General features: G+C 56.0%; 12 protein-coding genes. 11 read left to right on the top strand and 1 reads right to left on the bottom strand.

The features are described 5' to 3' along the window. The first annotated feature begins 645 nt into the window (after positions 1-645). The 5 genes from CBW22_RS18700 (at position 646) to CBW22_RS18720 (ending at position 7,012) form a co-directional block, all read left to right on the top strand. A complete protein-coding gene (locus CBW22_RS18700) occupies positions 646-1,632 on the top strand; it encodes an autoinducer 2 ABC transporter substrate-binding protein (protein WP_031279943.1) in 987 nt (328 codons plus the stop codon). A 253-nt stretch (positions 1,633-1,885) separates the two neighbouring features. Beyond that, positions 1,886-3,406 (top strand): sugar ABC transporter ATP-binding protein, encoded by a 1,521-nt coding sequence (locus CBW22_RS18705; protein WP_088517486.1) that lies wholly within the window; start codon positions 1,886-1,888, stop codon positions 3,404-3,406. Beyond that, on the top strand, positions 3,399-4,388 hold the full coding sequence (locus CBW22_RS18710) for an ABC transporter permease (RefSeq protein ID WP_021508774.1): 990 nt from the start codon (positions 3,399-3,401) through the stop codon (positions 4,386-4,388). The genes CBW22_RS18705 and CBW22_RS18710 overlap by 8 nt, the downstream gene beginning before the upstream one ends. Before the next feature lies 1 nt (position 4,389). Beyond that, positions 4,390-5,343, top strand: coding sequence for an ABC transporter permease (locus CBW22_RS18715; protein WP_058758909.1), 954 nt, complete (start codon positions 4,390-4,392; stop codon positions 5,341-5,343). Between the two features lie 28 nt (positions 5,344-5,371). Beyond that, entirely contained in the window at positions 5,372-7,012 is a 1,641-nt protein-coding gene (locus CBW22_RS18720; RefSeq protein ID WP_021508772.1) for an FGGY-family carbohydrate kinase, read from the top strand. 55 nt (positions 7,013-7,067) lie between these two features. Here CBW22_RS18720 and CBW22_RS18725 read toward each other — a convergent pair whose 3' ends face one another. Further along, positions 7,068-7,475, bottom strand: a complete 408-nt coding sequence (locus CBW22_RS18725; RefSeq protein ID WP_021508771.1) for a Rid family hydrolase — start codon at positions 7,473-7,475, stop codon at positions 7,068-7,070. A 250-nt stretch (positions 7,476-7,725) separates the two neighbouring features. Here CBW22_RS18725 and CBW22_RS18730 point away from each other — a divergent pair, with 250 nt between their 5' ends. From CBW22_RS18730 to CBW22_RS18755, 6 genes are all read left to right on the top strand, one after another. Then, a complete protein-coding gene (locus CBW22_RS18730) occupies positions 7,726-8,664 on the top strand; it encodes a GlxA family transcriptional regulator (RefSeq protein WP_088517487.1) in 939 nt (312 codons plus the stop codon). A gap of 151 nt (positions 8,665-8,815) precedes the next feature. Then, positions 8,816-9,631, top strand: coding sequence for an SDR family NAD(P)-dependent oxidoreductase (locus tag CBW22_RS18735; protein ID WP_088517488.1), 816 nt, complete (start codon positions 8,816-8,818; stop codon positions 9,629-9,631). A 204-nt stretch (positions 9,632-9,835) separates the two neighbouring features. Next, complete coding sequence (locus CBW22_RS18740; RefSeq protein ID WP_088517489.1) at positions 9,836-11,038, top strand: MFS transporter; 1,203 nt, start codon at positions 9,836-9,838, stop codon at positions 11,036-11,038. Between the two features lie 289 nt (positions 11,039-11,327). Then, on the top strand, positions 11,328-12,326 hold the full coding sequence (locus CBW22_RS18745) for an ABC transporter substrate-binding protein (RefSeq protein ID WP_088517490.1): 999 nt from the start codon (positions 11,328-11,330) through the stop codon (positions 12,324-12,326). Continuing rightward, positions 12,326-13,363 (top strand): FecCD family ABC transporter permease, encoded by a 1,038-nt coding sequence (locus CBW22_RS18750; protein WP_021508765.1) that lies wholly within the window; start codon positions 12,326-12,328, stop codon positions 13,361-13,363. Before CBW22_RS18745 ends, CBW22_RS18750 begins: the two co-directional genes overlap by 1 nt. Beyond that, on the top strand, positions 13,363-14,124 hold the full coding sequence (locus CBW22_RS18755) for an ABC transporter ATP-binding protein (RefSeq protein WP_088517491.1): 762 nt from the start codon (positions 13,363-13,365) through the stop codon (positions 14,122-14,124). The genes CBW22_RS18750 and CBW22_RS18755 overlap by 1 nt, the downstream gene beginning before the upstream one ends. Positions 14,125-14,127: the final 3 nt, after the last annotated feature.

Genomic DNA, 14,127 nt, shown 5'->3' on the forward strand with positions numbered 1-14,127 from the left:
ATTCATGCTTTAAATCCAAATATTTAGCCCGTTAAATGGTCGTTGCCATTGAATACTCCGTTGATTCTAAGAAAATTTGCAAAATGCATTGTGATCATCGGCAAGATAGATATGAACTTGAGTCGATTAAGGAAAATAATGTTCAACGTATTAGAACCACTCAGCTGTCATAAGTGAGACGTCCGCTGCTCGCTCAAAGCTTGCCTCGCAACGCTCAGGTCACCCGGTGCCAAAACCGGAACTCACCCCCACTGCGCAAAGTTGCCAGCGAATGCTGTGAAAAGCGTCATCGCCTGCTCAGGTGATTCTGCTCACAATCTGTGCAAATAAAATTTAGTGCCGGGATTTTACTGAGGTAAAAACAACGGCGCGGTTTGTTTATGTATAAATATTGTTAAATAAGTGATCTAAATTTGTTTCTTAAAATCCATCTAAGAGCTTCAACAACCACCAAGAGAGTAAAAATAGATGTAAAATTAACCATAATTTAACATATTAAATCATTAAATTTAACATTTGTGGGCTTTGCTCACATTTCCATCACATCTGCGCGAAAACCTATGTACGGGTAAGTTAATCTCTGAGCGTGAATTAAATAGCAACCGCCTGTTCCCTATACCAGAACCTCATCAGAAAGGTACCAAAATGAAATTTAACCTCGCATTAGTCAGTGCATGTGTGGTTTCAGCGTGCATGTTATTCACAACACCCTCATTCGCTGCCAAACCTTACGATATCGCCGTGGTGGCCAAAGTTACCGGTATTCCGTGGTTCACCCGCATGGAAGTCGGCGTAAAAGAAGCCGCGCAGAAACTGGATGTCAACGCTTATCAGGTTGGCGCCTCGACGCCCGATCCGGCGCAGCAGGTCAAGGTGATTGAAGATCTGATTGCCAAAAAAGTTGACGCCATCATTGTGGTGCCAAACGATGCCAAAGTACTGGAGCCGGTACTGAAAAAAGCGCGCGACCAGGGCATCGTGGTATTAACCCATGAATCGCCGGACCAGCAAATTGGTCAGTGGGATGTTGAAACCATCGACAGCCAGAAATATGCGGAAGCCAATATGGACGAGCTGGCAAAAGATATGGGTGGCAAAGGCGGTTATGCCATTTATGTCGGCTCTTTGACCGTGCCATTGCATAATGCGTGGGCCAATGCGGCGATCAAATATCAGAAAGAAAAATACCCGGACATGCATGAAGTCACGTCACGCCTGCCGGTGGCAGAAAATATTGATAAGTCATATTCCACCACGCTGGATTTAATGAAAACCTATCCTGATCTGAAAGGGATTATCGGTTTCGGCTCGCTCGGTCCGATCGGTGCCGGTCAGGCGGTTCAGCAGAAGCGGGCGAAAAATAAAATCGCGGTTGTCGGTATTGCGATGCCAGCACAGGCTGCGCCATACCTGATGCGCGGTGACATTAAGAAAGTCCTGCTGTGGGATCCAAAAGATGCCGGTTACGCCCTGGTTTCGGTTGCCGATCAGCTGCTGCAGGGTAAAGAAGTCACTAAAGACCTGAGCATTGAAGGTCTGGGCAAAGCCGACGTCGATATGGATAAGAAAGTGATTCGCTTTAATAAAATTCTCGAAGTAACGCCAGAGAATGCGAAATCACTTGGCTTCTGATCAGAGTGTTTAACACCTTAATTTAACGGAGATAGATTATCTCCAGCGCCACACCAGGCAAATAGAAACAGATACAGCGTTGTATGTTGTGCTGTATCTGAACTTCTACTCAGAGATTGAAAACATATACCCTGAATAATTCGCGTCAGGCGCGGCGAAACTCAGTGAAATTCGATGAGATATAAATGATTCGGATAAGCGAGCATCGCCAACACCCGGCTGGAAATAGGATGGGCAGGCTTAAGGATCTATGATGAATACGCTCAGCACGTCCCCCGCCAATGCTGAGGCCTTTATCAGCCTCGAAAAAATCAGTAAAAAGTTCCCCGGCGTATTAGCACTGGATAATGTCAGCCTGACGCTGAATAAAGGTGAGGTGCATTGTCTGGCCGGGCAGAATGGCTGCGGCAAAAGCACCATAATTAAAGTCATTTCCGGGGTTTATCAACCGGAAAAAGGCGCGGCCATCACGCTGGACGGAAAACTCTTTCATACCCTGACGCCACAGCTGTCTTCTTATTACGGCATTCAGGTTATTTATCAGGATTTGTCGTTATTTCCCAATCTGTCAGTCGCCGAAAATATCGTTATTCACCGCTATTTACCGGGCGGTGATTTCTGGGTACATCGCGAGTCAATGCGCAAAAAAGCGCTGGCGGCGATGCAACGGGTCGGCGTTGCTCTGGATCCGGATCGTAAAGTTGAAAAGCTGTCGATCGCTGACCGCCAGTTAGTGGCAATATGCCGTGCCATCGCTGCTGACGCCAGTCTGGTGATTATGGATGAACCGACAGCGTCACTGACCCGCAGCGAGGTGAATGGTTTGCTGCGGGTGGTGAATGAACTCAAAGCCGCCGGAATCTGCGTGGTGTTCGTCAGTCACCGTCTTGATGAAGTGATGGAAGTGGCCGATCGTATCAGCGTGATGCGCGACGGCAAACTGGTCGGCACCTATCCGGCCAGTGAACTCGACAGCCATGAACTGGCGTTCCTGATGACCGGGCAGCGCTTCACCTATAGCCATCTGCCGCACCGGGCACCCGCTGATGTGACGCCACTGCTGGAAATCAGCCAGCTGAGCCGCAAAGGGCAGTATCACAATATCTCGCTGTCGCTGCGCCAGGGAGAAATTACGTCGATTATCGGCCTGCTCGGTTCGGGCCGCACGGAACTCTGTCTGAGCCTGTTTGGCATGAGCCAGCCGGACAGCGGAGAGATCCGCATTAACGGCAAGGTGGTGAAATTCCACTCTAACCGCGACGCCATTCGTCACGGCATCGCCTATGTGTCGGAAGACCGGCTGACGCAGGGGCTCATCATGGATCAATCCATTTATGACAACACGCTGGTATCGATTTTCGACAAGCTGCATACCGGCGCCGGATTGATGGATCACCGCAAAGCCGCGGCGGTGGTTAAAGACCTGATCCGTGACCTGAACATTAAAGTCCCGGACAGCAGTTTACCGGTTAAAACGCTCTCCGGCGGTAATGCGCAACGTATCGCCATCGCCAAATGGGTGGCGACGCGGCCCCATATCCTGATCCTCGATTCACCAACGGTAGGGGTGGATATTGCCAATAAAGAAGGCATTTACCGTATTGCCCGCGATCTGGCGGAATCCGGCATGGCGGTGCTGATGATTTGCGATGAAATCCCGGAAGCGTATTACAACAGCCATCGCGTGCTGGTGATGCGCAAAGGCGAACTGGTAGCGGAGTTCGCGCCGCACCAGAGCAGCGAAGCGCAGATTGCGGAGGTGATTAATGGGTAACAAATCGCTATCGAAACTGTTTACCCAGCACGAATTCTGGCTGGGATTACTGGTGCTGCTGCTGGTGGTGGGTCTGAGCGCCAGCAGCAGTGAATTTATGACGCTGGGTAACCTGACAGACGTCGCCACCAGCTATGCCATTCTGGGCATTCTGGCCTGTGGTCTGTTTGTGGTGCTGATTGCCGGCGGCATCGACATCTCCTTTCCTGCCGTCACCTCCATCGGTCAGTACGTGATGGCGAGCTATATCATTCATCACGGCGGCAGCTTTCCGCTGGCGTTTGCCATGTCGATGGGAATCGGGTTGCTGCTCGGCCTGGTCAACGGTTTTCTGGTGTACTGGCTGCGCGTGCCGGCCATCATTATCACTATCGCGACGCTGAACCTGTTTTATGGTTTGCTGGTGTATCTGACTAACGGTACCTGGTTGTACGGTTTCCCCGACTGGTTTATGAACGGGATCAGCTGGTTCTCCTTCACCGCCGCCGACGGTTACGACTATGGCCTGACCCTGCCGCTGCTTTGCCTGCTGGGGGTGATCATCGTTACCGGCGTCCTGATGAATCGCACCCGCGTGGGCCGCCAGATTTACGCTATGGGCAGCAACCGTGACGCCGCATCGCGTCTCGGTCTGAACATCCTGCGGCTGCATTTTTACGTTTACGGTTTTATGGGATTGCTGGCGGGTATTGCTGCGGTGGTACAGGCGCAAATTACCCAGTCGGTGGCACCTAATTCCCTGCTCGGTTATGAACTGACGGTGCTGGCGGCGGTGGTATTAGGCGGCACCAGCATGACCGGCGGGCGCGGCTCGCTAACCGGCACCATTCTGGGCGTGATGCTGCTGGCCTTCCTGCAAAATGGCATGACCCTGCTGAGCATTTCATCTTACTGGCATCAGGTGTTCAGCGGCGCGATCATTCTGGTCAGCATTAGCAGCACCGCGTGGAACGAAAAACGCAAACTGGCGAAGGGGATGTGACATGACGACGTTAAACCGATTCTTCCCCGGCGACCGCATCATCCGTTTGCAGTTGCTGATCATCGTGGCCGTTGCCGTGCTGTTCTCCTTTACGCTGGGTGGCAGCTTCTACAGCGTCGGCAATTTCCAGTCGATCTCCTCGCAGTTACCGATTCTGGGCATGCTGGCGCTGGGGATGGGCATTACCATGCTGACCGGCGGGATCAACCTTTCGATCATTGCCGGTGCCAACGCGTGTTCGCTGGTGATGGCGGCGATTCTGGTGGCGCATCCGAACCAGCCGGAATATGTCGCACTGGCGCTGCTTGCGGGTCTGGGTGTGGCGCTGGTGATTGGGGTGCTCAATGGCGCGCTGATCGCCTTTATCGGGGTTTCACCGATTCTGGCAACCCTCGGCACCATGACGCTGATCGCCGGACTGAATATTCTGCTGACCAACGGCGCGGTCATTTCCGGCTTCCCGCCGGTAATTCAGTACCTCAGCAACGGCAGCCTGCTGGGTATCCCGGTTGCCCTGGTGTTATTCCTGCTGGTGGCGCTGCTGCTGTGGGTGTTTCTGGAACACACTACGCTCGGCCGCAGCCTGTATCTGATGGGTTCCAGCGAGCAGGCGACGCGGTTCAGTGGGGTCAACACGCATAAAGTCACTATCGCGGTGTACGTGCTTTCAGCTCTGCTGGGGTGGGGCGCGGCACTGCTGATGATGTCCAAATTTAACTCGGCACAGGCTGGCTACGGCGACTCCTATTTGCTGGTGACCATTCTGGCCTCGGTGCTTGGCGGCATTAACCCTGACGGCGGTTTTGGCCGGGTGATCGGGCTGGTGCTGGCGCTCATCGTGCTGCAAATGCTGGAAAGCGGCCTGAACCTGATGGGCGTCAGTAGTTACCTGACCATGGCGCTATGGGGTTGTGTCCTGATCCTGTTTATCGCTCTGCAAAACAGAAAATCATAAGCGAAAGCTTTTCAAGAAAGGAAAGAACATGGCGAGTTATTTTATTGGCGTCGACGTAGGAACCGGCAGCGCCCGTGCGGGCGTCTTCGACATGACTGGCCGTATGCTCGGCCAGGCCAGCCGGGAGATCACGCTCTACCGCCCGAAAGCTGATTTTGTTGAGCAATCCTCTGATGAGATCTGGCAGTCCGTGTGTAACGCGATTAAAGACGTGGTCAGTCAGGCGGATATCAACCCGATACAGGTGAAAGGCATCGGTTTTGACGCCACCTGTTCGCTGGTGGTGCTGGATAAAGAAGGCAAACCGCTGACCGTGAGCCCGACCGGGCGCAGCGAGCAGAACATTATTGTCTGGATGGATCACCGCGCTATCACGCAGGCAGAACGCATCAATGCCACCGGCCATCGCGTGCTGGAGTTTGTCGGCGGGATTATCTCGCCGGAAATGCAGACCCCCAAACTGCTGTGGCTGAAACAGCACATGCCGACCACCTGGAGCAACGTCGGGCATCTTTTCGACCTGCCGGATTTCCTCACCTGGCGCGCCACCCAGGATACCACGCGCTCTTTGTGTTCTACCGTCTGCAAATGGACCTATATCGGCCATGAAGACCGCTGGGATCCGAGCTATTTCCGCCAGATTGGCCTGGAGGATTTACTGGAAAACAACGCGGCAAAGATCGGCAGCGAAGTGAAAACCATGGGTGAGCCGCTGGGGCATGGCCTGACGCAGCGCGCCGCCGCAGAGATGGGGTTAATGGCGGGCACGGCGGTCAGCGTTTCGATTATTGATGCGCACGCCGGCAGCCTCGGTATTCTCGGTGCCAGCGGCGCATCCGGCGAATCAGCGGATTTTGACAACCGCATTGCGCTGATTGGCGGCACGTCCACGGCCCATATGGCGATGTCGCGCAGCGCGCGCTATATCGGCGGCATCTGGGGGCCGTACTATTCGGCGATTTTGCCGGATTACTGGCTGAACGAAGGCGGACAATCCACCACCGGTGCGCTGATTGACCATGTAATTCAGTCGCATCCGTGTTATCAGGATCTGCTCAAGCAGGGCAAAGACAGCGGCAAAACCATTTATGAAGTGCTCAACGGCATACTGCGCAAGATGGCGGGTGAACCCGAGAATATTGCCTTCCTGACCAAAGACATTCATATGCTGCCTTATTTCCACGGCAACCGCTCACCGCGTGCCAATCCGACCCTGACCGGCACGCTGACGGGCCTGAAACTGTCACGCACGCCGGAAGACATGGCGCTGCATTATCTCGCCACCATTCAGGCGCTGGCGCTTGGCACTCGCCACATTATTGAAACCATGAACCAGAGTGGTTACTGCATTGATACCATTATGGCCAGCGGTGGCGGCACCAAAAATCCCATCTTTGTGCAGGAGCACTCCAACGCGACGGGCTGCGCGATGCTGTTGCCGGAAGAGAGTGAAGCCATGTTGCTCGGCAGCGCCATGATGGGCACCGTGGCGGCGGGTGCGTACGACTCTTTACCCGAAGCGATGGCCGCCATGAGCCGCATCGGTAAGACCATCACGCCGCAGACCAACAAAATCAAAGAGTATTACGACCGTAAATACCGCGTATTCCATGAGATGTACCACGACAGCATGAAATACCGGCAGCTGATGCAGGGAAAAGCCGAATAAATGCGGAAGAAGCAGGGCTGTAATCACAGCCCTGTGACGGAAGCGGCGGTTGCGGTTATTTTTGCCCATCCGCCTGAAGCACCCTTTTCGCCACAATCCGCATTTCCACCAGGGCATTTTCCGGAATGAACTCTGACACGCCGATGGCAGACCATGCCGGGTAGGGGGCTTTGATATACACATCTTTGACCTTAGAAAATACCCCGATGTGTTTTTTAAGATCGATATGAAAGGTGGTCATCTCCAGTATATGTTCATAGTCCAGTCCGGCCGCGTTTAAATACACACCCAGCTTATAAAACGCATCATGGAATTGTTCTTCAGGGTGGGTACTTATCGGTTTGTCTTTCCGCGCTGCCGTCACTCCGGAAAGATACAGGGTGCCATCGGCTTCGATAACGGGAGAGAAGTGCCAGTCATGGTAATAGTGCTGAAATTCTTCAGGAACGATCGATTTTTTCATGGTTTTTTCTCTGATTGATGACCTGGGCAATGGCCGCCTGTTTAAAACCGCATGTCTGGCGAACTGCCCGATCGGGTACTCTTAACATAAAACGGCGCAGAAGATCCGCAGCAGGTCGGTGTCATTGCCTTTTTTATTTTTCCACAGGTGATACCGCTGAGCGAAATCGGGTATTGTCATGGCTCACCCTGCTTAACATCAGACCGGACACAGTGTGGCAGACGGTGCTGGACGACTGAAGGAGACGACGATGCACCGGGTAGGTTTACTGATTTCTGATCATTTCCAGGTTCTGGGATTATCGACTCTAAGTATTTTTGAGTTTGCCAATCAGGTAAACGGCGAACCGTTTTACCACTGCACGGTGTATTCAGAGCGCGGTGGCACGGTGCAGTCCTCTTCCGGCTTCGGCGTGGACAGCCAGCCGATCCAAGCAGAGATGGAAATGGATACCTGGCTGGTCGCAGGCGTAATGACGCCGCTGGAACTGCCGGCCACAGCGGGCATCGTCGATTTTTTGCAGGGGCACGCGCCCCGGGCCCGCCGGGTGGCCGGGATCTGTACCGGCGCATTCGTGCTGGGGCAGGCCGGTCTGTTATCGGAGCGCCGCGCCACTACGCACTGGGTACATGCCCAGAGTCTGCAACTGCTGCACCCGACGACGCGGATAGAAGAAGACCGCATCTTCATTATTGACGATCACATCTGGACCTCGGCGGGACTCACCGCCGGGCTGGATATGGCGCTGGGAATGGTGGAGAAAGATCTCGGTGCCGAAGTGGCGCGCAGCGTGGCACACCTGCTGGTCATGCATCACCGCCGCTCCGGCGGACAGACGCAGCACTCTGAGATGCTGATGCTGTCTCCGCGCAGCGACCGGCTGCAGTCGGCGCTGGAATATGCGCGCAACAATCTCAGCAAAGCGCTGACCATCGAAGACCTTGCGGATGCGGTTCACCTCAGCGCGCGGCAGCTCAGCCGCCTGTTCCGTTCTGAGACGGGCAAGTCGCCGGCCAAAGCTATTGAGGGATTACGACTGGAAAACGCCCGATTGCTGATCGAGCAGAGCAGGCTGCCGATGGAGGTGATAGCCCGAGAATCCGGCTTCCGCGATCGCCGCCATATGCGGGAAGTGTTCATTCGCGGTTACGGCATCCCGCCGCAGTCGCTGCGCACCGGTAAAGCCTGACGCGCGCTGTCCCGCCTGAACGCCTTCTGATCACGATGGCCGGAATCCCGGTCATCATGTTGTCCGAAATCACGACCTTTCTCGTCAGCCGCGCCGGTGCGCGACTGCGTACTATGAATTCACCAACCCGATAACTGACAAGGTGAATATCATGACGCAGCAAACACACACCAACCGCGGCACTGCCGTTGTCACCGGTGCCTCTACCGGTATGGGCGCACTGTACGCCGGCCGCCTGGCACGCATGGGCTATGACCTGATCATCGTGGCCCGCAATCACAACCGCCTGAACCAGCTGGCTGAACACATCACTACCGACAGCGGCCGCAGCGTGGAAGTCATCACGGCGGACCTGGCCGATGCTGCACAGCTGAACGCGCTGGAAGAAAAGCTGCGTCAGGACGCGAGCATCACACTGCTGGTGAATAACGCCGGCATCGGCACCCATGCCCCATTGCTGGACAGCGACGTGACGCAGATGAACGCCATGATTAACCTCAACGTCATCGCGCTGACCTGCCTGACCTATGCGCTGGTGCCGGGCATGGTGGCGCGCGGACGCGGCGGCATCATCAACATCGCCTCGATCGTCAGCATTGCGCCTGAGCTGCTGAACGGTGTTTACGGCGGCAGCAAGGCTTACGTGCTGGCGTTCAGTCAGTCGCTGCATCATGAACTGGCCGGTAAGGGGATTCAGGTGCAGGCCGTACTGCCTGGCGCTACCGCGACGCCGTTCTGGGATAACGGCGGTCTGCCGGTTGACCAGCTTGACCCGCACATCGTCATGAGCGCGCAGGAGATGGTTGATGCGGCGCTCACCGGCTTCGCCCGCGGCGAGCTCATTACCATTCCGTCCCTGCAGGACGAAGCGCTCTGGACCCGCTATGAGCAGGCGCGTCAGGCCATGATGCCGCACCTCGGCAGCGACGCGCCGGCTGAACGCTATCGGCCCGTCTCTGTGCACTGAACGCCCCCTTATTCAGAATCGCAATCCCAATGCACCGACACCATCGAAGCCATTGTCGACCGCGTGCTGCCGGTGCGCGATAACCCGGGCGCGAACGAGCATACGCTGGTGAATCAGTTCAACGAGTCTGTGGCGGATAACCCGATTCCTGTTCAGTAAACATTTCAGGGGCAGCGCCCCTGAAGTTTATGCCGGAGAGAAATAATGAACGCTGTCATCACCTCTTCCCAGCGCCGCGCGCTGCGTGCGCTGAGCATTGCCTACTTCGTACAGGCTACCGGCGCGCTGTCTGTCGCTGGCAGTCTGCCGGCCATCTCAGCAGCCTGGCAGCTGACTGATGCGCAGAGCGCGCGCTTACTGAGTGTTTTCGGACTCACCTTCGCGCTGGCGGCTCCGCTGGTACAGGTGCTGTTTGGTCACCTGCGCCGTCGCCGGCTGGTGCTCACTGGCATTGCACTGTTTAGCCTGGGCGCCTTCGCGTTTGTGCTGTCGCCGGGCTACAACGTACTGCTCGCCTCACGCATCCTGATGGGGGCCGGCGCCGGGTTCATCGGTCCGGTGCTGGTTGCGCTGGGCTCCGAGCTGGTGCATGAACAGCAGCGCGGGCGGGCCATCGGCATGGTACTGCTCGGGGTATCGATGGCAAGCCTTGCCGGAATTCCCATTGCTTCATGGGTTGCCGGCCTGTGGGGCGCGAAAGCCCTGTTTGCGCTGGTCGGCGTGGTGAGCCTGCTGAGCGGGCTGAACATTTTGCTGACGGTGCCGGATGACAGTGCCGGGACGCGCATCCGCCTGCGTGAGATGGCCGGCGTGCTGGCCGATGGCAAATACCTGACGGCTTTCCTGGTGGTGTTTTTTATTACTTCCGGCGTGTACAGCTTTTACACTTTTATCGCGCCGCTCATTCGCGACACCTACACTGGCGGCACGCATGCGGTCTCCGCAGCGCTGGCCGTGCTGGGCGTTGCCGGGGTGCTGGGCAATCTCTGGGTCACCCGCGCGGCGATACGCTTTACCGCTGAGAAGCTGCTGCTGAGCGGCATGACGTTGCTCATCGTCGATACGGCGCTTATCGCCGTGCTGCCGAAAGCGCTGGGCGTGCTGCTGGCGGCACTGGTGGTCTGGGCGTTTGCCACCGATCTGCTCTGGCCCAGCCAGCAGCGCCGGATCGTCGAGCTGGCATCAGTCCGCCATCGCGGCATTGCGCTGGCGCTGACCAGTGCCTTCATGTTTGGCGGTATCGGCTTTGGCTCGGCGGTCGCATCATGGATATATCCACTGGCCGGCTTTTACGGGCTGATCGGCATGTCGGTGGTCTTTATTCTGCTGGCGATGCTCAGTCTGCAGCTGTCAGAAAAGCGCAGGCAACCGGTAAACATCGCTGAGTGCGGTCAGCGTCAGGCCTGAATTGGTGGACGCCGCTTACCCGGTGCCGCAAAGCGAATGCTGGCCTGGCACGCTCTGCGCATTAAACGTGTGACGTCAGCGGGGAAGGGGACCGGCTGGCTGCGGACAGGCTTTTACAGAACGTCCGGTATGCGATCCTGGCAGGTCCATGACGATGATAACTCTGGGAAACAATCTCCCGTTGACACCTTAAAGTGCCCATTGTATAAAAGCCCGCTTCGTTAATGAGTTTCATTTGCATTAAAGCGGCGCGGGCTTCTCAAAACAATATCAATGGGGATAGGGGTTAATGAAAAAGGTCATCTGCACGTTATGTTTGGTGTTTGCATCGGTTAGTTCTGCGCTGGCCACCACCTATCCTCTCACGATTGAAAACTGCGGCTATAAAGAGACCTTCACCAAACCGCCTGAGCGCGTGGTGGCGCTGGGGCAAAATACCGCAGAAATTTTGCTGCTGCTCGGCCTGCAGGATAAGGTCATCGCCAGCGCGTTCTGGCCAACTAAAGTGTTGCCACAGCTGGCTGAACAGAATGCAAAAATCAAAACGCTGACGGTAGAAATCCCCACCCTCGAATCCGTGCTGGCGCAAAATCCGGACTTCGTTCCTGCCCAGACGCCGCTGCTGCTGGGACCCGAGAGCAAGGTGGCAAAACGCGAAGATTTAATCACCCTTGGCGTGAACAGTTATGTGTCGCCAGGGATGTGCGCCACCAAAAAAGCCGCAGGGGATATGTATGGCAGTCGCCAGCAGCTGTGGGATATGACGTACCTGTATCAGGAGATTCAGGACTTCGCCAAAATTTTCAACGTGGAAGATCGTGGCCAGGCGGTGATTGCCGATTTCAAAAAACGTGAAGCGGCACTGCGTCAGGAGTTTGGTAGCAGCAAAAAAGATCTCTCGTTCGTGTTCTGGTTCTCAAGCTCGTCACCGTCTGCGGATGCCTATGTGGGCGGTAAAAACAGTCCATCCGGATTCATCGCCAGCGTGCTGGGCGGGCACAACGCCATCACGTCAGAGACCGAATGGCCGACGGTCAGCTGGGAGAGCATCATTGCTGCCAATCCGGATGTGGTCGTGGTCTCCAGTCTCGATCGCAATCGCTGGGCGCTGGATAAAGCCGAAGAGAAAATCAAATTCCTGAAAAGCGATCCTGCCGTCAGCCAGCTGGATGCGGTAAAAAAAGGCCACATCGTGGTGATGGATGGCCAGGCGATGAACCCGACCATCCGCACTATCTACGGAGCCGAACAGGTGGGTGAGCAGCTGAGAAAACTGGAACTGAACTGATGACCATCGCTGTTGTTCAGGCGCGACAGGGGCTGTTCCTGACCGCCTCGCTGGTGGCTGCCGTGGCGTTATTATTGCTGGTGATTGCGACCGGTGTCAGCGTCGGGGAGCTGTCGATCCCGCTAAAAAGCGTCTTTTATGCCATCAGTAATAAAATGGGGCTCACGCACGTTCCCCTGAGCCGCATCTACGAAAGTGTGATTTGGGACTTTCGCCTGAGCCGGGCGCTGGTGGCGGCATGCTGTGGCGCCGGATTGGCGATTTGCGGTGCCGTTTTGCAAAGCCTGCTGAAGAATGCGCTGGCTGAGCCTTATGTGCTCGGTGTCTCTGCCGGTGCCTCCACCGGGGCGGTTTCTGTCGTGGTGTTGGGCATCGGCAGCGGGGCCGTCTCGCTGTCGGCGGGAGCCTTCGCCGGCGCCTTCACTGCCTTTGCCTTTGTCGCTTTTCTGACGAAAGGGGCACGTGGCGGTAATGAACGCACCATCCTGGCTGGCGTTGCGGCTTCCCAGCTGTTTAATGCCATCACCGCTTATACCATCAGCACCTCTGCCAGTGCGCAGCAGGCGCGCGATGTGATGTTCTGGTTGCTGGGCAGCTTCAGTGGCGTGCGCTGGCCGGAACTCCAGCTGGTGCTGGTGGTGGTGACCATCGGACTGGCCATTTGCCTCTACTATTCCCGGGCGCTGGATGCGTTCACCTTTGGTGACGATGCGGCTGCCTCGCTGGGTATTGCAGTGCCTCAGGTGCGCCTTGCACTCTTTATCACCACCGCGCTTATCACCGCCACCATCGTCAGCATGGCCGGTTCGATTGGTTTTATTGGCCTGGTGGTGCCGCATGTCATGCGTTTCTTCTTTGGTCCGCTGCATCGCACGTTGCTGATTGCCAGCGCACTGGCCGGTGCCATTCTGATGGTGCTGGCAGATATCGCGTCGCGCCTGCTGATTGCCCCGCAAAGCCTGCCGGTAGGCGTGGTGACCGCGCTGGTTGGCGTACCATTCTTTGCGGTGATTATCTGGCGTTCGGGGAATAAATAATGAGTATCTCCGCTGACAACATTAGCTGGAAAGTCGGAAAAAAGGTCATCGTCGATAACGTATCGCTGCACATTTCCCGTGGTGAAACGGTAGGGCTGATTGGTCCAAACGGCTGCGGCAAATCTTCCCTCCTGCGCATCCTTGCCGGCCTGCGGCGCCCGGATGCCGGCAAAGTGACGCTGGACGGGCAAAATATCGCCCGCATCGCCCGCAAACAGCTTGGCCGCCGGGTGGCATTCGTCGAGCAGCACGGCATGACTGACGCCAACATGCGTGTGCGCGATGTGGTGAAACTGGGCCGCATTCCGCATCATTCGCCATTCTCTAACTGGAGTGCGCACGATGACGAGACCGTGACGGCCGCTCTGCAGCGCGTGGACATGCTGGAGAAAAGTGAGCAGGGATGGCTGAGTCTCTCCGGTGGCGAACGTCAGCGTGTGCACATTGCCCGCGCACTGGCGCAAACGCCGAGCGAAATTCTGCTGGACGAACCGACCAACCATCTGGATATCCATCACCAGATGCAATTAATGCAGCTGATCAGCGAGTTACCGGTTACCAGCATTGTCGCCATTCACGATCTCAACCACGCATCGATGTTCTGTGATTCGCTGATCGTGATGCAGAACGGTCAAATCATCGCAACCGGCACGCCGCAGGATATCCTGACCGAGGCGCTGCTTTGGCAGGTATTCCGGGTGAAAACCAAAATTGAGATCTCCCGCTTTCATGGCAAGAAGCACATTCATTTCATTCTTTAGGGC

This window comes from Pantoea sp. VS1, from assembly GCF_002207995.1.
GTDB classification, from domain to species: Bacteria; Pseudomonadota; Gammaproteobacteria; order Enterobacterales; family Enterobacteriaceae; genus Pantoea; species Pantoea dispersa.

Excerpts from the sequence above, each read along its gene's own strand:
- CBW22_RS18700 (WP_031279943.1), top strand. The coding sequence starts at position 646 with ATGAAATTTAACCTCGCATTAGTCAGTGCATGTGTGGTTTCAGCGTGC.
- CBW22_RS18705 (WP_088517486.1), top strand. The coding sequence starts at position 1,886 with ATGAATACGCTCAGCACGTCCCCCGCCAATGCTGAGGCCTTTATCAGC.
- CBW22_RS18710 (WP_021508774.1), top strand. The coding sequence starts at position 3,399 with ATGGGTAACAAATCGCTATCGAAACTGTTTACCCAGCACGAATTCTGG.
- CBW22_RS18715 (WP_058758909.1), top strand. The coding sequence starts at position 4,390 with ATGACGACGTTAAACCGATTCTTCCCCGGCGACCGCATCATCCGTTTG.
- CBW22_RS18720 (WP_021508772.1), top strand. The coding sequence starts at position 5,372 with ATGGCGAGTTATTTTATTGGCGTCGACGTAGGAACCGGCAGCGCCCGT.
- CBW22_RS18725 (WP_021508771.1), bottom strand. The coding sequence starts at position 7,475 with ATGAAAAAATCGATCGTTCCTGAAGAATTTCAGCACTATTACCATGAC.
- CBW22_RS18730 (WP_088517487.1), top strand. The coding sequence starts at position 7,726 with ATGCACCGGGTAGGTTTACTGATTTCTGATCATTTCCAGGTTCTGGGA.
- CBW22_RS18735 (WP_088517488.1), top strand. The coding sequence starts at position 8,816 with ATGACGCAGCAAACACACACCAACCGCGGCACTGCCGTTGTCACCGGT.
- CBW22_RS18740 (WP_088517489.1), top strand. The coding sequence starts at position 9,836 with ATGAACGCTGTCATCACCTCTTCCCAGCGCCGCGCGCTGCGTGCGCTG.
- CBW22_RS18745 (WP_088517490.1), top strand. The coding sequence starts at position 11,328 with ATGAAAAAGGTCATCTGCACGTTATGTTTGGTGTTTGCATCGGTTAGT.
- CBW22_RS18750 (WP_021508765.1), top strand. The coding sequence starts at position 12,326 with ATGACCATCGCTGTTGTTCAGGCGCGACAGGGGCTGTTCCTGACCGCC.
- CBW22_RS18755 (WP_088517491.1), top strand. The coding sequence starts at position 13,363 with ATGAGTATCTCCGCTGACAACATTAGCTGGAAAGTCGGAAAAAAGGTC.